The sequence below is a fragment of the Flavobacterium saliperosum genome (assembly GCF_900100625.1).
GTDB lineage: Bacteria > Bacteroidota > Bacteroidia > Flavobacteriales > Flavobacteriaceae > Flavobacterium > Flavobacterium saliperosum.
In genome coordinates this window covers 31,686-51,070 of record NZ_FMTY01000007.1, presented here as the reverse complement: position 1 = coordinate 51,070, position 19,385 = coordinate 31,686, and the positions used below count along the sequence as shown (strand labels likewise).

The 19,385-nt window shown below is 42.0% G+C and carries 18 protein-coding genes; 10 read left to right on the top strand and 8 right to left on the bottom strand.

Annotation, left to right across the window (positions count from 1 at the left end; genetic code table 11):
* Positions 1-15: 15 nt before the first annotated feature.
* Together recO and porZ are read right to left on the bottom strand one after the other, a co-directional pair.
* The gene (gene recO, locus BLQ05_RS11785; protein WP_035655063.1) at positions 16-729 is read right to left on the bottom strand and encodes a DNA repair protein RecO; all 714 of its coding nucleotides are present in this window, start codon (positions 727-729) and stop codon (positions 16-18) included.
* Entirely contained in the window at positions 729-3,032 is a 2,304-nt protein-coding gene (gene porZ, locus BLQ05_RS11780; protein ID WP_023577648.1) for a type IX secretion system anionic LPS delivery protein PorZ, read from the bottom strand. The genes recO and porZ overlap by 1 nt, the downstream gene beginning before the upstream one ends.
* 209 nt (positions 3,033-3,241) lie before the next feature.
* On the opposite strand from porZ, the gene BLQ05_RS11775 reads away from it, so the two are divergent.
* On the top strand, positions 3,242-4,024 hold the full coding sequence (locus tag BLQ05_RS11775) for a THC0290_0291 family protein (RefSeq protein WP_035655060.1): 783 nt from the start codon (positions 3,242-3,244) through the stop codon (positions 4,022-4,024).
* Positions 4,025-4,074: 50 nt separating this feature from the next.
* On the opposite strand, the gene BLQ05_RS11770 is transcribed toward BLQ05_RS11775, so the two are convergent.
* The 3 genes from BLQ05_RS11770 to BLQ05_RS11760 are packed head-to-tail and all read right to left on the bottom strand — an operon-like array spanning position 4,075 to position 6,179.
* Positions 4,075-5,226 (bottom strand): cystathionine gamma-synthase, encoded by a 1,152-nt coding sequence (locus tag BLQ05_RS11770; RefSeq protein WP_023577646.1) that lies wholly within the window; start codon positions 5,224-5,226, stop codon positions 4,075-4,077.
* A 42-nt stretch (positions 5,227-5,268) separates the two neighbouring features.
* On the bottom strand, positions 5,269-5,724 hold the full coding sequence (locus tag BLQ05_RS11765; protein ID WP_023577645.1) for a DinB family protein: 456 nt from the start codon (positions 5,722-5,724) through the stop codon (positions 5,269-5,271).
* 17 nt (positions 5,725-5,741) lie between these two features.
* On the bottom strand, positions 5,742-6,179 hold the full coding sequence (locus BLQ05_RS11760) for an acyl-CoA thioesterase (RefSeq protein ID WP_023577644.1): 438 nt from the start codon (positions 6,177-6,179) through the stop codon (positions 5,742-5,744).
* 110 nt (positions 6,180-6,289) lie between these two features.
* Here BLQ05_RS11760 and BLQ05_RS11755 point away from each other — a divergent pair, with 110 nt between their 5' ends.
* From BLQ05_RS11755 to BLQ05_RS11730, 6 genes are all read left to right on the top strand, one after another.
* Positions 6,290-6,640: an arsenate reductase family protein gene (locus BLQ05_RS11755; protein WP_023577643.1), complete on the top strand. Its 351-nt coding sequence runs from the start codon at positions 6,290-6,292 to the stop codon at positions 6,638-6,640.
* Positions 6,640-7,566, top strand: a complete 927-nt coding sequence (locus tag BLQ05_RS11750) for a DMT family transporter (protein ID WP_035655058.1) — start codon at positions 6,640-6,642, stop codon at positions 7,564-7,566. The genes BLQ05_RS11755 and BLQ05_RS11750 overlap by 1 nt, the downstream gene beginning before the upstream one ends.
* 51 nt (positions 7,567-7,617) lie before the next feature.
* Entirely contained in the window at positions 7,618-8,478 is an 861-nt protein-coding gene (locus BLQ05_RS11745; RefSeq protein WP_023577641.1) for a YicC/YloC family endoribonuclease, read from the top strand.
* A gap of 65 nt (positions 8,479-8,543) precedes the next feature.
* A complete protein-coding gene (gene gmk, locus BLQ05_RS11740) occupies positions 8,544-9,116 on the top strand; it encodes a guanylate kinase (RefSeq protein ID WP_023577640.1) in 573 nt (190 codons plus the stop codon).
* Positions 9,117-9,187: 71 nt separating this feature from the next.
* Positions 9,188-9,769 carry a nicotinate (nicotinamide) nucleotide adenylyltransferase gene (nadD, locus tag BLQ05_RS11735; RefSeq protein WP_023577639.1) on the top strand — a complete coding sequence of 194 codons (582 nt, stop codon included), beginning with the start codon at positions 9,188-9,190 and terminating at the stop codon, positions 9,767-9,769.
* Between the two features lie 73 nt (positions 9,770-9,842).
* Positions 9,843-11,009 carry an iron-containing alcohol dehydrogenase gene (locus tag BLQ05_RS11730; RefSeq protein WP_023577638.1) on the top strand — a complete coding sequence of 389 codons (1,167 nt, stop codon included), beginning with the start codon at positions 9,843-9,845 and terminating at the stop codon, positions 11,007-11,009.
* 30 nt (positions 11,010-11,039) lie between these two features.
* On the opposite strand, the gene BLQ05_RS11725 is transcribed toward BLQ05_RS11730, so the two are convergent.
* Positions 11,040-12,587, bottom strand: a complete 1,548-nt coding sequence (locus tag BLQ05_RS11725; protein WP_023577637.1) for an NHL domain-containing protein — start codon at positions 12,585-12,587, stop codon at positions 11,040-11,042.
* A 383-nt stretch (positions 12,588-12,970) separates the two neighbouring features.
* Between BLQ05_RS11725 and BLQ05_RS11720 the strand changes: the two genes are divergently transcribed.
* Entirely contained in the window at positions 12,971-13,966 is a 996-nt protein-coding gene (locus BLQ05_RS11720; protein WP_023577636.1) for an NAD(P)H-dependent glycerol-3-phosphate dehydrogenase, read from the top strand.
* A gap of 212 nt (positions 13,967-14,178) precedes the next feature.
* Positions 14,179-15,153 (top strand): TerC/Alx family metal homeostasis membrane protein, encoded by a 975-nt coding sequence (locus tag BLQ05_RS11715; RefSeq protein ID WP_023577634.1) that lies wholly within the window; start codon positions 14,179-14,181, stop codon positions 15,151-15,153.
* A gap of 99 nt (positions 15,154-15,252) precedes the next feature.
* On the opposite strand, the gene BLQ05_RS11710 is transcribed toward BLQ05_RS11715, so the two are convergent.
* Together BLQ05_RS11710 and BLQ05_RS11705 are read right to left on the bottom strand one after the other, a co-directional pair.
* Positions 15,253-18,048: a GH92 family glycosyl hydrolase gene (locus BLQ05_RS11710; RefSeq protein ID WP_023577633.1), complete on the bottom strand. Its 2,796-nt coding sequence runs from the start codon at positions 18,046-18,048 to the stop codon at positions 15,253-15,255.
* A gap of 102 nt (positions 18,049-18,150) precedes the next feature.
* On the bottom strand, positions 18,151-18,558 hold the full coding sequence (locus BLQ05_RS11705) for a hypothetical protein (RefSeq protein WP_023577632.1): 408 nt from the start codon (positions 18,556-18,558) through the stop codon (positions 18,151-18,153).
* Positions 18,559-18,662: 104 nt separating this feature from the next.
* Here BLQ05_RS11705 and BLQ05_RS11700 point away from each other — a divergent pair, with 104 nt between their 5' ends.
* A complete protein-coding gene (locus BLQ05_RS11700) occupies positions 18,663-19,115 on the top strand; it encodes a copper resistance protein NlpE (RefSeq protein ID WP_023577631.1) in 453 nt (150 codons plus the stop codon).
* The last annotated feature ends 270 nt before the right edge of the window (positions 19,116-19,385 follow it).

Genomic DNA, 19,385 nt, shown 5'->3' with positions numbered 1-19,385 from the left:
TATGGGTTCCTGCTGTTAAGAGAAAACCTCCTTAAGCACATCCAGCGATTTCGGTTTTTTAAAGCCATCAAGGTGAGCCGTGTAGTAATCCAGCAGGATTTTAAGCAGAATTTGGCGTTCGGTTCCGGCGAAGATTTTCTGGTCGGAATCGAATTTCAGACCGACAAGTTTTTTAAACAGAAACGTCTCGTGTTCGGAAAGACAACTGATGCCGTGAAACGGGGTAAAAACCCCTTCGTTCAGTTCAAAAAAAGGCAAATCCATTCCCGAAATATCGGGATAAAAACCTAAAAACTTGGAGACTTCCAGCAGCAATATCAAATGAAAATTGGCCGTCTCTTCGTGGGAATCCAGCCACATCATCGCGGTTTCGAGAAAGAAAAACAGGTTTTGGTTTTTTTCTTCTTCGCGGATGCTGTGGTGCAACATTTCAGATAAGAAAATCACGATGGTACTTTTAAAAATGTCGGTATTTACGGAATGATACGGTGTCGCCAATCGGATTTCCTTAAAATGCTCCAACGTGCCTTTGTTCTTGTGATTCGCTTCGATTTCGAGAATCGTCAACGGCTGAAAATAGGCGATTTTCTGATTCGATTTCTTTCCGGAAAAAGCACTGGGAACGAAATAGGATTTCAGACCGTCGGATTGTGTAAAACACTTCACAATCAGACTTTTTTCCTGATATTTTATTGCGCTTAAAACAATGGCTTTGGTTTTAACAAGCATTATCGGATGATCATCACTTTTTTAACTTTGGTCTCTACTCCGTCATCGGCAGCAATGAAAATCATGTACACGCCCGAGGCTACTTTGTGTTTTCCGAAAGCGCGGGTATCCCATTCGATGGTACCACCCTCCGAGGTGGTTTCATAGACCAGATTCCCTTCAATATCGGTAATTTTGATATTGGCTTTATCGATCAGTCCGCTGATTTTTACCGTTCCGCTATATTCCGGACGTACCGGATTAGGATAAACGTAGACATTGCTCAAATCGTCCTGCGGTTTTGTGGAAATCCCTTGAAAGGAAACTAACCCTTTATCGGTGGCAAAAAACACCTCTCCGGACGCATCGTCGATTTCGATATCCAGCACATTATTACTTGGCAATGGAGAATTCTCTTTGGTAAAGTGATACAACGTTTGTTGTCCGTTAGACGAAACCAAAAAAGCACCGGCACCGTCTATGGACAGCCATTTGTTGTTGGAACCGTCAACCACAATATCCATGATGCTTTGCTGATAGAACAGTTCCTGCGCAAGGTTGTCGTCCAGAATAATAATCGGATTGGTTTCCAAAGTGGTGTCCGTCACAAAACGATCCACACTCGGCAAGATCCGCAAACCCGCAAAAGTTCCTATCCATAACTGATTTCGATTGTCGACCGCCACGCATCGGACATCCCTGTCCGGAAGATTTCCGTTATCGGTTCCGACTTTTATCAGGATAAACTTATTGTTATAATTCTCATTAAAACCTATGACGCCGTTTCGGTAGGAGGGAATCCATTTGGTGCCGTTTTTATCAATGGCTATACTGGCATAGTCATCGTTTTCGGGAGCAGTGGTGATGTTTTCAAGGGTATAGGATTGCCATTGCCCGTCTTTTTTCAACACTTTTATGGCTTTCTTCACAAGACTGTTGGTCATCCACAAATTGCCGTTTTTATCGAATGCGGGACCGTTAATCCTTACATCAATATAAGAAGGATTGGGAGGGGACAACACCAGCGACTCCAAACCGTTTGGCCCGGTATTGGCCTGATTGAACAATGTTACCTGATCATTATTTTCAATTTTCAGTAAACCCGAAAAGAAGGAACTCACAAAAACCTGATTGGGATTACTCGGATTCAACGCAATGCGCGAAAGCGATTTTGCCCCCTGTAAATCAGTGTACGGAATAGACTTCCATCCCTGTTCTTCAGAAAATTTACTGATCTCATATTCATCCAGCGGATACGGATTGTATTGCTTGGTGTAATCGCCATAAACTGCCCAAAGAAAATTGGGTGCCTTTTTCAGATTAAAAATACTGTTTCTTGGCGGACCGTTAGGGGTAACATCTTCAAAAGTTGTGAGATTCCCAAGGGTTGTCTGATGCAAACCTTCATCCATTGTTCCGACGAATATTTTGTCGTTAATTATCGTGGCACAAGTAAACGTGGAAATAACATCCGGTATCTGCGTGATATGTGCCAATTGAAGCAACTGATTATCGTAAATAAAGACATGGTTGGCCGAAGTAATAAGCAATCGGTTTTCAAATTCTCTGAAATCAAGCACCGTTTGCCCTACATTGACAATTTCCTGAAAAGCTCCCCCGGTATATTTGTAAATCCTGTTGCTGGTATTCGACAAAACCAATTGATTCTGAAAAGTTACAATCCCATTCCAATATCCCGCATCAAAGGTGGTCCATTCACTGAAATCAACTAAATTCGGGCTGGTAAAATTCGCTCTTCGGATACCGTTCAATTGCGTTACAGCATAAATAAATCCGTTAAAAACCGTGGTTTGAAAAACCTGTACATCTTCTCCGGAAGGTCCGATGAAGTAAGTGTCTCCAAATTGAGAGGTTGCCAAATCAAACACACAAACACCAAAATCACACGACAAATACGCTTTGCCCTCGTACTCATAAATATGATTAATCTTTTTCTTATTAGGCGGAATTGTCGGTTTGTTAAGAATGTCGATTACGTTTAAAACACTTCCGTCAATTTCATTCACCACTAAAAGCAAACCGTTTTGGTTTCCGACCAGTATTTTTTTATAAGTTGTGCTGTAATGTACCGAAGAAATTATATCGGCTTTAAAATCATTTACCGAAGTGATGGTTTTTAATTCGTTTGTAGTGACATTGTTAACAAACAGGGTGTTTTCAGGTGCAGCATAAACCTTATCGCCGGTTTGCGACAAATCCTTAATAGCGGTATAAGAAAAAAAGCCACGCCACAATTGGTTTTGCTGTGAAAAACAATTGATGCTGAAAAAAGTCAGCAGAAAAAGATAAAATATTTTTTTCATTAAAAACGGTTTCAAATACAAATATAGCGTAAAACGGGTTTTTTGTGTTTTTTTATATAATTTGATTCGAAATATTTTTAACAGGACAGCCAATAATACAAACGCAACATATAAAATTTACATTTTTTTAAAAGTCTTTTTTTTACTTTTTTTTTAAAGTGTGGTTTGTTTTTATATATTTGTCGGATATTGACCTAAAATAAAGTAAAATGCCCAGAAAAATTTTATTTATCCTGCTAGTTGCTCTAGGTAGTAGCAGCGCTGTTAGAGCCCAATTTGGTTTTTCCCATGAAATTGGAGCAATTGCAGGCCCTGTGATGTTTATGTCAGATTACGGTGAAAGATATGATTTCAAAACAAATGCCGGAAATACCGGTTATGGTATTGGTATTATCCACTATTTGAATTTTTCTTACAGAGCAGAATGTAACTGTTATACTCCCGAAACTTATTTTAACGATCACTTTAAATTAAGAACGGAGCTTTCCTATAACAAATCGGAGCTTCAACACTTTGGTCAATGGGTTGATAACAAGAAAAATTCCTTGATGGCACAACAATTAAGAGCCATGAGAGGTTCCGCATCAAATACCGATATTGGAATGCAATTGGAATATTTCCCTTTAAGTATTAGAGATTTTACGGCTACGGATGGTGCTTTTGGACCTTTTGTAAGTTTAGGAGCTCATTATACTTATTTCAGCCCGGAAGCCAGCTCGGAAAGAGGGCGTTTGGACCAACCGGGTGTTTTGCCAACGAAATATATCGGTGGTGTTTCCAATGACAGCGGAAGTACGTGGTCGGTTGTAGCCAGTGTGGGTACACGTTACAAACTAACGGAACTATCCGACTTGATGCTTGATTTACGTTGGCAGTATTACTTCTCCAACTGGGTGGATGGTTTAAATCCGGATCCTGCCATTTACAAAGAAAACAAAGCTAACGAATGGTTGGTTTGGTTAAACTTCGGATATATCTATTATTTGAATTAATAGTTTTAAAATATAAAAGAAAAGCCCGAGCAATGCTCGGGTTTTTCTTTTTATGCTAAGGCTTGTTTCAAATCTTCAATCAAATCATCAGCATCTTCTATGCCAACGCTCAAACGAACCAAATCATCACTGATGCCAATCTCCTTTCGCTTGTCTTCCGGTATCGAGGCGTGTGTCATCAAGGCCGGATGATTCGCCAATGATTCCACACCGCCTAGTGATTCCGCCAAAGTAAACACTTGTAGTTTTTCCAAAAAGCTGATGGCATCTTGTTTCGCTCCTGATTTAAAGGTAAAGGTTACCATCCCTCCAAAACCGCCAATCATTTGTTTTTTGGCAATCTCATGGTACGGATGCGAAGCCAGTCCCGGATAATAAACGCGTTCCACTTTAGGATGGTTCATTAAAAATTCGGCTACTTTCACACCGTTTTCGCAATGTCTTTGTACCCGCAGGTGCAACGTTTTGATGCCTCGTAGCACCAAAAAAGAATCCTGCGGTCCTAAAGTAGCTCCGGTAGCAAATTGCTGGAAATGCAATTGATCTCCCAATGCAGCATCTTTCACAATTAAAGCGCCTGCAATTACATCCGAATGGCCGCCCAAATATTTTGTAGCCGAATGCATTACGATGTCGGCACCCAAATCCAACGGTTTTTGTAAATATGGGGTGGCAAACGTATTGTCTACCGCAAATAAGATGTTCGAATGTTTTTTGGTGATTTCCGCAATTGCGGCGATATCCGCCAATTTCATCAACGGGTTGGTTGGCGTTTCTACCCATACCAAACGCGTGTTGGCGTTAATTAACGATTTGAATTTCTCCAGATTATTCATATCCACAAAATGGAAAACAATGCCGGATTCTTTATAAATACGGGTAAACATTCGGTACGTTCCGCCGTATAAATCGTCCATGGCAATTACTTCATCACCCGCTTTTAATCCACGTAAAACGCAGTCGGTGGCGGCCAATCCCGATGAAAAAGCCAAACCGCGCGTTCCGTTTTCGATACTCGCCAAAGCGTTTTCCAACGCAGTTCGGGTCGGATTCGCGGCACGGCTGTATTCGTAATCCGGGTTCAACGGTTTTCCGGGACTGATCTGTACAAACGTAGACGTTTGATAAACCGGCGGCATTACCGCTCCTGTACTTGGATCATGATGTTGTCCACCATGTATAACTTTCGTGTTAAATTTCATTGTTCTGTTTTTTAAAGTGTAAAATTAAGGCTTATTTCAGGATTATAAAAACTTACTGATGCGCATCATGACCCCTGTATGCACTCCTTCGTGGTAATTATTGAATTCCATGGCTTCCTGAGCATTTCGGATGTGGAATCCGGACATGGTGGTAAACGCATTATACTCTTTAAAAATCCCTGTTGAAAAATCTTCTTTGGTCTGCTCCAGAGTAGCGTATAGCAAGCCTTTGATTTGTTCCGCTTCTTGTTGAGAAACCGGAGCTTCAGGTCTAGTCCCTTTTTTGTATTTCTCGACCATTTCAGGAGCAACCAGCATCGGCAAACCCGACAAATGGTACACCAACATCTGTTGCACCACCACGATATGACCAATGTTCCAGATTAAATTGTTACTGTAGCCTTCCGGCACCGTATTTAATTGCTCCAACGAATAATTTTCAAGAAACTTCAGCAAACTATTTCTGCTGGACAGGTTAATATCAAATGTAGATTGCATAGTGTATGTTTGGTTGCTTAAAGTAAAATAAAATCTTCGGTCTTTGGAAATGCGTGCATCACTTCCTTTGCGATTTCAGGGGTCGGACTGGCCAGTTTGCGCAATTTGGTGTCTATCCACGCACCGTCTACGCTAAGTACCGCACACACTTGACCCAACTGGTTTTTCAGTTCGTGCACAATCGTCCAACGTGAAGCATCGTCCTTCATTTTTCCCATTTTGGTACTGATGGTGATGGTATCGCCCATATGGATTTCTTTTCGGAACACGCATTCTTCGCGAAACAAAACGGGTCCGAAATGCTGCTGCTGCATGATTCTCATGGTCAATCCCTGTTGCTCCAGAATCTCTATACGATGCTGGGCTCCAAAATCATAATAGGCACTGTGACGCATGTGGAAATTCGGGTCTAAATCAGACCAGCGAATCGAAATTTCTTTGGTAAAAACGCTCATCTGTTCAAAAGTTTATTCAAAAATAAAGAGAATTATCCGCTTGACTACTTTAGTGGCATTTAAATTAAAGCTATTTTAACGAAAAGCCTATTTTTGCAAAAAAGAATCTCATGGATAAAATATATTACCTCGCTTCCTGCGATACCTGCCGAAAAATCATCAAATCCTTACCGAACACCAACCGTTTGGTATTTCAGGACATTCGACAGGATCCCATTACTCCGGAGCAATTGGAAGAAATGCACCAGCTTTCCGGGAGTTATGAGGCGCTTTTCAGCAAAAAAGCACAGTTGTACAAATCCATGGACCTGAAAAATAAAAACCTTACGGAAGCCGATTACAAAAAATACCTTCTGGAGCATTACACGTTTCTGAGTCGTCCGGTATTTATCATTAACGGAAAGATTTACATCGGCAATAGCCAGAAAAACATCATCGAAGTAACCAAAGTGTTGAGCTAATGTCAAAAAGAGCCTATGCCTTACTGGCGGCATGGACCGTAGCCCTGATTTACGGCGTTACGTTTACCATAGCCAAAGACGTGATGCCGAAATACATCGATGCTTTCGGATTCATTTTCCTCCGCGTGGGAGGTTCCACCCTTTTGTTTTGGTTGGCGGCCTTATTTATAAAAACAGAGAAAATAGAGCGAAAAGATTTCCCGCGTATTCTTGCGGCGGCTTTCTTCGGTGTGGCTTTCAATATGCTGACTTTCTTTAAAGGGCTGAGTTACACTTCCCCCATTATGGGAGCGGTTTTGATGGTTACCACCCCCATGATTGTACTGGTCTTGTCGGCCATTATCATGAAAGAACGGATGAAAAACCGAAAAATACTCGGTATTCTTTTGGGATTGGCGGGAACCGTCACCCTTATTTTATACGGAAAATCAATGACCAACGCCCCAAATGCCACGTTAGGGAATTTACTGGTGTTTGTCAACGCCGTTTCTTATGGGTTTTACCTGATTATCGTTAAAAAACTGATGGACAAATACAACGCTTTTTCGTTTGTGAAATGGATTTATCTGTTCGGATTCCTGATGGTGCTTCCGTTTGGCTGGGGTGAATTTCAGGCGGTGGACTGGAGCTCTGTTCCGACGGGTATTCTGTTGAAAATTGGATTTGTAGTCGTGTTTTCCACTTTCTTAACCTATCTGCTGAATTTACTTTCCATGCGGGAACTGAAACCCACTACGGTGGCCGTTTTCATCTACCTGCAGCCTTTTTTTGCTACGGTTTTCGCTATCGGATTAGGGAAAGACGATTTGAGTTGGGTAAAAATCGGTTCGGCCGCGTTGATTTTTGCCGGAGTCTATCTGGTAATCCATAAAAAACCGGAAGTGATTGAGGAATCGCTCACAGGAACCGACCCAAGCCAACACTAAGTACGGAATACTGAACAGTTTTATTTATCTTTGAAGTCTATTTAGAAAAACATGATACAATCGATGACCGGATTTGGAAAGGCGACATTGCAGTTGGCCACCAAAAAAATCACAGTGGAAGTAAAATCATTAAACAGCAAAGGATTGGACCTGAATGTCCGAATGCCTTCGGTATACCGCGAAATGGAATTGGGGTTGCGCAATCAGATTTCCCAAAGTTTAGAGCGCGGAAAAGTTGATTTTTCACTCTATATCGAAGTGACCGGAGAGGAAACTTCCACGAAAGTAAACGCCCCGATTGTAAAAGCCTATATGTCGCAAATGCGCGCTATTTTAGCCGATGCCGATGAAACGGAACTGATGAAAATGGCCGTTCGCATGCCCGACGCCTTAAAAACGGAACGCGACGAAATCGACGAAAACGAATGGAAACAAATCCTGTCCGTTATTAACGAAGCCCTTGCCAATATCAATAATTTCAGAGCTGATGAAGGTGCGTCACTGGAAAAAGAATTCCAATTGCGCATTGCCAACATCCGTTCGTATATGGAACAGGCGTTGGAATTGGATCCGGAGCGCGTTCAGAACATCAAAAACAAACTGCAAACCGCCATTGACGAATTGAAAGTGAATGTGGACGAAAACCGCTTTGAACAGGAATTGATTTATTATCTGGAAAAACTGGATATTACGGAAGAGAAAGTGCGTCTGACCAATCATTTGGATTATTTCATTGAAACCTTGAACGGAAACGAAGCCAACGGTCGTAAATTAGGATTCATCACGCAGGAAATGGGCCGTGAAATCAACACCATGGGTTCCAAATCCAACCATGCCGGCATGCAGAAATTAGTCGTTCAGATGAAAGACGAGCTGGAAAAAATCAAAGAACAGGTTTTAAACGTTTTATAAGCCGAAACATTATAAACAACACAACAAAGCTAAAGGCTAACCGCTGAAAGCTAAAAGCTAATACAATGAATAAAGGAAAATTAATCGTCTTCTCGGCACCTTCCGGATCGGGAAAAACCACCATAGTAAGACATTTATTGGGATTGGAAGATCTGAATCTGGAGTTTTCCATCTCGGCAGCCACCCGTGAACCGCGCGGAGAAGAAGTAAACGGAAAAGATTACTACTTCATGTCGATTGACGAATTCAAAAAACACATCAAAAATGAAGACTTCGTGGAATGGGAAGAAGTCTACCGCGATAACTTCTACGGGACCCTGAAAAGCGAAGTGGAACGCATCTGGGCGAAAGATAAAAACGTAATTTTCGATATCGATGTGGCCGGCGGATTGCGCATCAAATCGAAATTCCCGGAAGAAACCCTGGCCGTTTTCGTAAAACCGCCCAGTGTGGACGAACTGAAACGCCGTTTAAAGGAACGTTCCACCGAAAGCGACGATAAAATCAACATGCGTATCGCCAAAGCCCATGTGGAATTGGCCACCGCACCGCAATTCGACACCATCATCAAAAACTACGATTTGGATGTCGCAAAAGAGGAAGCGTATCAATTAGTGAAAGGTTTTGTGAATAAGTAACAAGGGAAAAGGGATAAGAAAAAAGTAAAGCAACTTCTCACGCATCCCTTCTCACTTATCCCTTTATAAAAATGAAAATCGGACTCTATTTCGGAACCTTCAACCCCATTCACATTGGGCATCTGATTATCGCCAACCACATGGCGGAGCATTCCGGTTTGGATCAGGTTTGGATGGTGGTCACGCCGCACAATCCGCACAAACAGAAAAGTTCCCTTTTGGACGATTACCACCGTTTGCACATGGTCCATCTGGCTACCGAAGACTATCCGAAAATAAAACCTTCAGATATTGAATTCAAGTTGCCGCAACCCAATTATACCGTTAACACCTTAGCGCATTTACAGGAAAAATTTCCAAATCACGAGTTCTGTCTGATTATGGGCGAAGACAACCTGAATTCGCTTCACAAGTGGAAAAACTACGAAATCATCTTGCAAAATCACGATATTTATGTGTATCCGAGAGCCGCTTCCGGAGAAATTGACGCCCAATTTGTCAACCATCCGAAAATCCATCGGGTAAGCGCCCCGATTTTGGAATTGTCGTCGACGTTTATCCGCGAAGGCATCAAAAACGGAAAAAACATTCAGCCGATGTTGCCCCATAAGGTTTGGGAGTATGTGGAGCACAATTTGTTTTATAAGAAGTAAACCACTCAATTAACATAGTTTTAAAACTCGTTCCGGCAATCTTCATTACCTTTAGATTTTTAAAAAATAAGCTATGTTAAACTTCGAATTATACAATCCTACCAATTATGTTTTTGGGAAAGGACAAATCGCAAAACTATCGGAACTGGTGCCAAAAAACACCAAAATCCTATTGGCCTATGGTGGCGGAAGCATCTTTAAAAACGGTGTTTACGAACAGGTAAAAGCAGCACTTCCTAACTTTGATATCGTCGAATTCGGTGGCATCGAACCCAATCCGCGCTATGAAACCCTGATGAAAGCGGTGGCCATCATTCGCGAACAAAACATCGGTTTCGTTTTGGCTGTAGGGGGCGGAAGCGTGATTGACGGCGTAAAATTCATCTCGGCCGCCGTGAAATTTGACGGTAATCCGTTGGACATCCTGCACAAACGCTTGTTGATTAAGGAGGCATCGCAGGTGATTCCGTTCGGAACCGTTTTAACCTTACCGGCAACCGGAAGTGAAATGAATTCGGGTGCGGTTATCACCATCAATGAAACGCAGGAGAAACTCTCTTTTGGCGGCAGTGCCTTGTTTCCGAAATTCTCCATTTGCGATCCAACGGTGATTGCTTCCCTTCCGAAAAAGCAAATCCAAAACGGCGTGGTGGATGCGTTTACCCACGTGATGGAACAGTATCTGACTTATCCGCACGATGCTTTGCTTCAGGACCGGATTGCCGAAAGCATCCTGCAGACGTTAGTGGAAATCGGACCCGATGTGGTTGAAAATCCGACCGATTACAAACTGGCGTCGAATTACATGTGGTGTGCTACGATGGCCTTAAACGGATTACTGAATAAAGGCGTTCCGACCGACTGGGCGACGCACATGATCGGACACGAGTTAACCGCTTTGTATGAGATCGATCACGCAAGAACATTGGCGATTATTGGTCCGAATCTGTACCGTGTGATGTTCGACACCAAAAAAGACAAACTGGCCCAATACGGCGAACGCGTTTTCGGAATTCAGGGCACTTCGATAGAAGAAAAAGCCGAAAAAGCGATTGAAAAAACCGTGGACTTCTTCCATAAGATGGGCATGCTGACCAAACTTTCCGAAAACACGGCCGAGTATCAGCCCACTGCGGATTTTATCGTAAACCGTTTCGAAGAAAGAGGCTGGAAAGCGCTTGGTGAAAAACAGAACATAACTCCCGAAAAAGTAAGAGCCATTGTGGAAATGAGCTATTAATACTAAAAAACGCTCCGTTTGGAGCGTTTTTTATTGTTTGCTAATCCGAATTTCTTTTGTTCCGAAAGCCGTTGCGATTTTCAGCCGATAGATTCCCTTTGAAAAGGAACGAAAATCGATGGGATGACTTACGGCATCGGAACCAAATTCTTTAACTTGCTGTCCTAACGGATTAAAAACCGTAATGGAACTGATCTCGGTCACACCGGTGACATATAAAGTGTCGGAAACCGGATTGGGATATATTCTTAAAGCATTGAATCCGAAGGATTCAGCACCCAATGTTCCTACTTCAATGCTTATCACAAAGGAATTACTCCCAAACTCATTGGTAGCGGTAACCGTATAATCGGTCATTGCGGAAACCTGCGCTGGTGTTCCCGAAATTTCACCGGTAACGGAATTCAAGGTCAATCCGGCAGGTAAATCAGGCGAAATACCATAGCCGTAGCGGCTGATTTTTCGGATTTTGTGATTCCCGTAATCGGCAATATAAACCGTTCCTGCATTATCAACGCAAACTCCGGTTGGACTATTGAATGTGGCTGATGAAGCCGCCGCATCATTGGCTCCCGAAGTCCCAGTTCCAGCAAAAGTGGTTACTTCATTAAGCGAACTTATCTTTCTAATTTTATGATTTCCTTCATCGGTAATGAAAAGGTTGTTGTTTGTGTCTACCGCCACTATTGCCGGATGGTTAAAAGTAGCTGTTACTGATGCACCGTCTGCCGCACCGGCGATTCCGGTTCCGGCCACCGTCGACACTTCACCTAAAGTAGAGATTTTTCGGATTTTATGATTGTTGTAATCGGCTACAAAAACATTTCCCGAAGCATCAACAGCCACACCGGTGGGCCCGTTAAATTTAGCAACGCTGGTATTTCCGTCCGTGGCTCCGGCTATCGCAAGTCCCGCATAGGTAGTCACCAAGCCACCGGGCGTAACTTTTCGGATGCGATGGTTGCTGTAATCCGCCACATATAAATTATCGTTAGCATCTATTGCCATTCCGGCAGGATAATAAAATTTCGCTGTCGCTCCCGTTCCGTCTGTAAATCCGGCCACTCCGGAACCCGCAAAGGTGGAGACAATACCATTAGTATCTAATTTCCGGATTTTATGATTGCTCTGATCCGAAATCAAAATATTTCCTTGGGAATCCACCACGGCACCATCGGGATAACGGAAAGTCGCACTGAGAGCTGGTCCGTCTAGCGTACCGATTGCTCCGGTTCCCGAGAGGGTAGTCACGGCACCGTCAGCAGAGATTTTTCGAATTTTATGATTACTGCGATCCACTACAATAAGGTTGCCAAAATTATCCGTCGTTACCACTGTCGGATAATTAAACCCGGCGGCTATTCCGAGGGCATCAGCGGAACCCATCACTCCGGAGCCCGCAAATGTGGAAACCACAGGTTGATTGGAAACCCCTCCACCGGTATTCGAGGGAACAAGAGGGACAATTGGTTCGTTAACAGAAAAGGTATTGGGTGTTGTATAGGAAATCTGTGGGGCTTGCCCATAAACAGCAAGTAGTGTGAAGAAACAAACGTAAACTTTTAAAACAGCTTTCATTCCATTGTAATTCGCTCTTCAAAAGTAAGTTAAAAAAACGAAAGGCGCTCCGAAATAAATTCCAAGAGCGCCTTTCTCACCAAAAACAAAAATATTAACTAATTCTAACCTAACTTCAACTCCAAACGTTGCCCGAGTGAGCGTTCCAAAAAACAGTTCTTCTAAATTATCCCGTCAATATCTAATGCGAATGACAAATTACAGGCAACTTGTGATAATAACGGGGAGTCAAAAGAATCATTGCCTCATCAAATCATAATCTAATGTTAAATTTTCTTAAGTCCCGGTACATGCCCTGAATAAGGAATTCCTAAAAACAATCCGGCCGTTTTTCACTTTCATCAAATTTGAGTACTTTTGAAGTTACAAATTTGAAAACCAAGATGAGTACTACCCAAAAATTTGCGGTAATTGGCGGCGGAAGCTGGGCAACGGCAATTGCAAAAATGCTATGCGTAAACCTTCCGGAAATCGCGTGGTACATGCGAAACACTTACGCGATTGAGCACATAAAAATCAACAAACACAATCCGAATTACCTAAGCTCGGTAGAGTTTGACACCAATAAACTGAAACTTACCAACGACATTAATGAAGCGGTGGCTTATGCCGATTATGTCATTTTTGCCATTCCTTCCGCCTTTTTGAGCGGCGAATTGGAAAAATTAACCGTCAGTCTGGAAGGAAAAGTGATTTTTTCCGCCATTAAAGGAATTGTTCCCGAAACGAGTTTGATTGTTGGCGAACATTTTCACAAAACCTACGGCATTCCATATGACAATATCGGAGTGATTACCGGTCCGTGTCACGCAGAAGAAGTGGCGCTGGAACGCCTTTCGTACCTTACGATTGCTTGTGGTGATGATGAAAAAGCTAAAGTTATGGCTCAAAACCTAAGCAGTCATTACATCAAAACCAAAACCTCCGACGACATCATCGGAACAGAATACGCCGCCATGCTGAAAAACATTTATGCCATTGCGGCCGGAATCGCTCATGGTTTGGGTTATGGCGACAATTTTCAGGCGTTATTGATGAGCAATGCCATCCGTGAGATGAAAAAATACATCAAGAAAGTCCACAAAATGAAGCGTAACATCAACGATTCGGCTTATTTGGGTGACTTGTTGGTGACCGGTTATTCCATTTTTTCCCGTAACCGTATGTTCGGAAACATGATTGGAAAAGGGTATACCGTCAAATCGGCACAAATGGAGATGAGCATGGTTGCCGAAGGGTATTATGCCACGAACAGCGCCCACAAACTTAACGAAGAATACAAAGCCAAAACACCGATAATTGACGCGGTGTACGATATCTTATACGAAGGAAAAGAACCTAAAAAAGTATTTAAGAAACTAACGGACAAGCTGGATTAATTTTTTAAAAAAAAATTCTTTTTTACCGTTTCCGGAAAATAATCAGATAAAAACAGGGCTAACCTATTTAAAAACAATGGTTTACCTTGTTTTTCTCTTTTTCAGAAGCAGCAGCAACATAATTGTAAGGCCCAGATTTCACAAGGGTTCCGGCTTTTTGCCTTGGAGAAAAAAATAACACTTATTTTCGCAGAATAAAATGTGCAGCACAAATGGATAATTTAATCAACCACCCCGGAATTTTAACCGCATTTACCATTGTAATCCTTGCAATGCTTTTACTCGATTTAGGCGTTTTCAAGAAAAACACCCACGCCATCACCAATCGGGAGGCCCTGATGTGGTCTACCATTTGGATTTCGCTTGCTATGGGGTTTAGCGCAATCATTTATCATTACATGGGTGTCGAGAAATTTGCGCAATTCCAGTCGGCCTACTGGATTGAAAAAGCGCTTTCGGTAGACAACTTGTTCGTATTCATTCTGGTCTTCGGATTCTTTAACGTGCAACGCGAACTGCACCACAAAGTATTGTTTTGGGGAATCATCGGTGCCTTGGTTTTCCGTGCGATTTTCATTTTTACTGGTGTCGAACTGATTAACATGACCTATCTTCCGGAGACGGATATTTTCGGTCATCTGGTAAAGATCAACATCATTTTATCGGTTTTCGGGCTCTTCCTGATTTTTGCCGGAATCAAATCCTGGTTTTCAGAATCCGATGAAGGGGATAAAGATTTTACCAAAAGTCCGGGAGCACGTTTGGTGCATCGTTTTTTTAAGGTGAGTGAAAACTATGACGGCGACAAATTCTTTACCGTAGAAAACGGTGTGAAAATGGCCACGCCGCTATTGGTTGTGGTAGCAGTTATCGAATTTACCGATTTGATTTTCGCGGTCGACAGCATTCCGGCGATTTTCGCCATTGCTCCCAACGATCCGTTCATCCTTTACACTTCCAACATATTTGCGATTTTGGGACTTAGAGCGCTTTATTTCCTGTTAGCCAACTTCATGTATATGTTCAGTCGTTTAAAGTACGGATTGGCGCTTATTTTGGCTTTTATCGGGGTAAAGATGATTATTGCGCCTTTCTATCACATATCCTCACCAATGTCACTGATGATAGTGGGTAGTGTTTTGATGCTTTCGGTCGCTGCTTCCCTTTTGTTTCCGGTTAAGGATTAGATTAACGGGCAAAGGTTTTTTCACAGACATACACAAAAAAGGCACAATGATTCGCGAAAAATCGTTGTGCCTTTTTTATCTCAGTGCTTTTTTCAGCATCTACTTCACCGTAAACTCATCAATAAAGATATAGGCATCGTATCCGGCGCCCTGATGCCATTCGGGTAATTTACCGAAATTGTACGCTTTCACTTTGATGTAGCGCGCATTTTGTGGCTTAACTTTTCCGTCGAAAGCGATGATTTTGGTATCGTAGTCTTTCGCGTCCAGCGTATTGTTTACCGTTGCCGCCAACTCGAAATTCACATTGTCCTTGGAAACATAATACTCCACTTTTGCAGGCATCAGAATCCAGGCGCGGGTATCCTGCAGAAAACGTGCGGAAAGTTGGGACACTTTTTGTTCTTGCTGCAAATCGATCGTGGCTTCGAAATCCTGCCCCTGATAGCCTTGCCAGTCGCCCTTACGCCAGTTTTCATTCCCTAAGATACCATCCAGCAATCCATCCGGCCCACCGGCATGGTATTGTGGGGTGTATTTTGATTGGATACTGATGGTGTAATTGTTTGGTTTTTTGTAAAATGTTGCGGAAATCACATTGCTTTTTATACCATTATTGGAACTGTAAGCAAAAAGAGTAGTTGTCTTATCAATTTCAAATGGTTGTGTATATTCCTTAAAGGCATTGGTATTGGTAAAAGAATAATACATTTTATTGTTTGAATTGGATCCAATGGCAATTTTCAATTTATCCTTAAATGCTTTGCTTTCCGCTTGAATTACTGGAACTGGGATAATGTCAATATAATTTTTTGGAAATCTTAAGTAAATTTCATGGAAACCAAAATTAGAATAATCTACCAATCTACTTTTTTTATTAATTACATCATCGCCCCCATTTTCAAGTTTTACTTTAATTTCATCAAAAAAAGGCTCGATTACAGTCCAATTAAAATTACGATTTCCAGGAGTAACATTGTAAATTCCCATAGAACTCAACACATACCACGCACTCATTTGACCACAATCCTCATTACCGATTAAGCCGTCGGGTGTGTTTTTATAGAATTCGTTTAGGATGTAATGGATTTTCTCTTTGGTTTTTTCCGGTTTCCCGATGTAGTTGTACAGGTACGCCATATGGTGACTCGGCTCGTTTCCGTGCGCATATTGTCCGATCAAACCGGTGATATCAACCTGTTCCCGACCGGTAGTGGCAGAAGGCGCGGTAAACATCTCATCCAGTTTCGCTTCGAATTTTTCTTTTCCGCCGTACGCCTCAATCATACCCGGAATATCCTGCGGCACGAAAAACGAGTACTGCCACGAATTGCCTTCAGTAAAGTTATTGTTCACTTCTCTCGGATCGAAAGGTTTGTCCCATCCGCCGTTTTTCTTCGGACGCATAAATCCGGTCTCGCTGTCGAAAAGATTTTTCCAACTTTGGGAACGTTTCATGAAATACTGATAGTCCTCGGTTTTATTCAGTAGTTGTGCCATTTGTGCGATACACCAGTCATCATAAGCATATTCCAGGGTTTTGGAAACGCTTTCATGCTCATCGTCTATGGAAATGAAACCGTTTTTCTTATACGCCTCCAGCCCCAAATGATCCAGCATGGCCGAGTGTTTTGCTGCTTCAAACGCTTTCTCGTAATCGAATCCTTTGATGCCTTTTACCATCGCATCCGCTATTACGGATACCGAATGATAGCCAATCATGCAATCCGTTTCGTTAGATGCCAGTTCCCAAACCGGCAATCGTCCGCCTTGCTCGTATTGCTTAAGGAAGGTGTTGATGTAATCGGAAGTACGTTTTTTATCAATCAAGGTGTACAACGGATGGGCACCACGGAAGGTATCCCAAAGTGAGAACACCGTATAATAATCAAAGCTATCCGCCACATGAATTTTATTGTCCCTGCCGCGGTATTTTCCATCGAGATCTTCGGCAATGTTGGGCTGCATCATGGTGTGGTACAACGCAGTGTAGAAAATCGCCAGTTTGTCTTTGTCGGAAGACGTTACTTCAATTTTGGACAGTTCTTTATTCCAAAGTGCTTCGGCTGCTTTATGCACTTTATCGAAATTCCAATGTTTAATTTCGGAACTGTTTAATTTGGCTCCTTCATAACCTGTTGGCGAAAGTGATACTTTTACGAGAATTTTTTCGCCTTTTTTGACTTGTTTGGTAAAAGTAGCGGCACTTATTTCAATATTATCAGTGTTTTTATTCTGATTATTTTTATTGGTAAAATATACATTATCAAACGCAACATTAAACTCAATTCGGGCATACACATATTGATCTCTTGCCCAGGCTTCGCTTCTGCGTAACACCTCAATGGTTTTATTATCAACTACTCGAATTCTTCCCTCCAATAACTTATCTCGATGATTCAAATCCAAAATAATATTGCCTTGACCAGATTTATTAAACGTATATTCATGAAAACCAACGCGGGTTGAAGTAGTTAAACGCACATCGATATCGTGTTTATCTAATTTCACAGAGTAAAATCCGGCGGAAGCTTTTTCATTAGCATGCGAAAAAGTAGAAGAATACTCTTTATTATTTACCACAGGCGTTCCCATAGTTGGCATCAACATGATATCACCGTAATCGGAAACCCCTACTCCGTTGAGATGCGTATGGGAAAAGCCGTAAATCACGTTATCCGAATAATGATAGCCGCCGCAACCGTCCCAACTGCCGTCGATTCGGGTATCGGGCGACAATTGTACCATGCCGAAAGGGACCGTCGCACCGGGAAAGGTATGCCCGTGACCGCCTGTACCAATAAACGGGTTCACATGTTGCGCGAAATTATTCTTTTGTGAAAAGGCGCTTACCGAAAGTAAGGCTGTTAGCAATAAAAAGGCTGTTTTTCTCATTATCCGTTGTGCTGAAAAATTTCCCTAAAGTAGAAAATATTTCAGGAACGCAGCAGTGTAATTTTGTGATTTACTTCCCGGAAATGCGTCGTTTTGTCAAAATCACTTCACCAAAACGCCGCGTTTGTGCATTACCGGAACATCGGTCATTGCCTTATCGTTGATGGCATTCGCTCTGAAAACATAACTTTTGTCATACAGTTTGTCGCCGATAAAGAAGGTTACCAGAAACTCGTTGTTCAGTTGCAGCACATTGTTTTCCAACAATTCGATTTTTACGGCCGAATTGGGTTCGACTTCTTTAAAAGCATGACGAAAAGTTCCCGTTTTGCGGTCTTCGCCGTTAATTTGTCCGTACGCCCTGGAAACCACAATGGCCATTTCCAATTTCACATCGCCATCATTCACCAGATAGGCATACCAGGAGTTCTCCATAAAATCGTCGTTCCATTCCTGAACGGCGGCCACATATACATTTTCCACTTTTGGTATAATAATATCCTTTTGCATAGCGTTGTAAATTAAAAGTGTGCAAATTTACCACTTAATTTCTTTATTTCTTAACCGTATTGACAAAGGAATTCATCTTTTGAAACAACATAACACCTCCAATTATGAAACAACAAATTTTAGCTTTGGCTGTTTTTACACTGACATGCACAAGTTGTAAAAACGAAGTAAAAAACGAAGCAACAACTCCGGTTGCAACTGTAGATTCAACAACAACCGCTCCCGACAGGCATACTTCGGAAAATGCTCTGGACTGGAACGGAACCTATGAAGGCGTAATTCCCTGCGCGGATTGTCCGGGCATTGAAACCGAATTGACCTTGCGTGAAGACAAAACCTACTCGCTTTCCGTTTTGTATCAGGACAGGGAGAAAAAACCAACGGTTACCCAAGGTTCCTTTACCTTTGATGCTACCGGAAGCATTATTACCCTAGACAAAAACGGCGACCAAAACAAATACAAAGTTGCGGAAGGCTGCATAATGATGCTGGACAAAGACGGAAAAGAAATTGAAAGTGATTTGAAAGAAAACTATATTCTGAAGAAAAACAATTAAAAAAATCTTTGTCAAAGTTTAAAACTTTGACAAAGATTGATTGGATATGTTATATTCTATTTTGAGACTACCGAACGGTAAGACCCCTGCTAATTAGCCCCGATTGAAACGGTATCTTTTATACCTGAAAGGTATAAAAATATAGTGAAAAGCGGGAATAGGGGCTGCAAAAGTACGCAAGCCATTCGCTCCTTCCTTTGACAAACTCAGGCTAATCTTTATTATTAACAACCTTTGTCAAAGTTTTAAATTTCGACAAAGGTTGATTGG

Excerpts from the sequence above, each read along its gene's own strand:
- BLQ05_RS11725 (WP_023577637.1), bottom strand. The coding sequence starts at position 12,587 with ATGAAAGCTGTTTTAAAAGTTTACGTTTGTTTCTTCACACTACTTGCT.
- BLQ05_RS11720 (WP_023577636.1), top strand. The coding sequence starts at position 12,971 with ATGAGTACTACCCAAAAATTTGCGGTAATTGGCGGCGGAAGCTGGGCA.
- BLQ05_RS11770 (WP_023577646.1), bottom strand. The coding sequence starts at position 5,226 with ATGAAATTTAACACGAAAGTTATACATGGTGGACAACATCATGATCCA.
- BLQ05_RS11745 (WP_023577641.1), top strand. The coding sequence starts at position 7,618 with ATGATACAATCGATGACCGGATTTGGAAAGGCGACATTGCAGTTGGCC.
- BLQ05_RS11775 (WP_035655060.1), top strand. The coding sequence starts at position 3,242 with ATGCCCAGAAAAATTTTATTTATCCTGCTAGTTGCTCTAGGTAGTAGC.
- BLQ05_RS11765 (WP_023577645.1), bottom strand. The coding sequence starts at position 5,724 with ATGCAATCTACATTTGATATTAACCTGTCCAGCAGAAATAGTTTGCTG.
- BLQ05_RS11760 (WP_023577644.1), bottom strand. The coding sequence starts at position 6,179 with ATGAGCGTTTTTACCAAAGAAATTTCGATTCGCTGGTCTGATTTAGAC.
- BLQ05_RS11705 (WP_023577632.1), bottom strand. The coding sequence starts at position 18,558 with ATGCAAAAGGATATTATTATACCAAAAGTGGAAAATGTATATGTGGCC.
- gmk (WP_023577640.1), top strand. The coding sequence starts at position 8,544 with ATGAATAAAGGAAAATTAATCGTCTTCTCGGCACCTTCCGGATCGGGA.
- porZ (WP_023577648.1), bottom strand. The coding sequence starts at position 3,032 with ATGAAAAAAATATTTTATCTTTTTCTGCTGACTTTTTTCAGCATCAAT.
- BLQ05_RS11755 (WP_023577643.1), top strand. The coding sequence starts at position 6,290 with ATGGATAAAATATATTACCTCGCTTCCTGCGATACCTGCCGAAAAATC.
- BLQ05_RS11710 (WP_023577633.1), bottom strand. The coding sequence starts at position 18,048 with ATGAGAAAAACAGCCTTTTTATTGCTAACAGCCTTACTTTCGGTAAGC.
- nadD (WP_023577639.1), top strand. The coding sequence starts at position 9,188 with ATGAAAATCGGACTCTATTTCGGAACCTTCAACCCCATTCACATTGGG.
- recO (WP_035655063.1), bottom strand. The coding sequence starts at position 729 with ATGCTTGTTAAAACCAAAGCCATTGTTTTAAGCGCAATAAAATATCAG.
- BLQ05_RS11715 (WP_023577634.1), top strand. The coding sequence starts at position 14,179 with ATGGATAATTTAATCAACCACCCCGGAATTTTAACCGCATTTACCATT.
- BLQ05_RS11750 (WP_035655058.1), top strand. The coding sequence starts at position 6,640 with ATGTCAAAAAGAGCCTATGCCTTACTGGCGGCATGGACCGTAGCCCTG.
- BLQ05_RS11700 (WP_023577631.1), top strand. The coding sequence starts at position 18,663 with ATGAAACAACAAATTTTAGCTTTGGCTGTTTTTACACTGACATGCACA.
- BLQ05_RS11730 (WP_023577638.1), top strand. The coding sequence starts at position 9,843 with ATGTTAAACTTCGAATTATACAATCCTACCAATTATGTTTTTGGGAAA.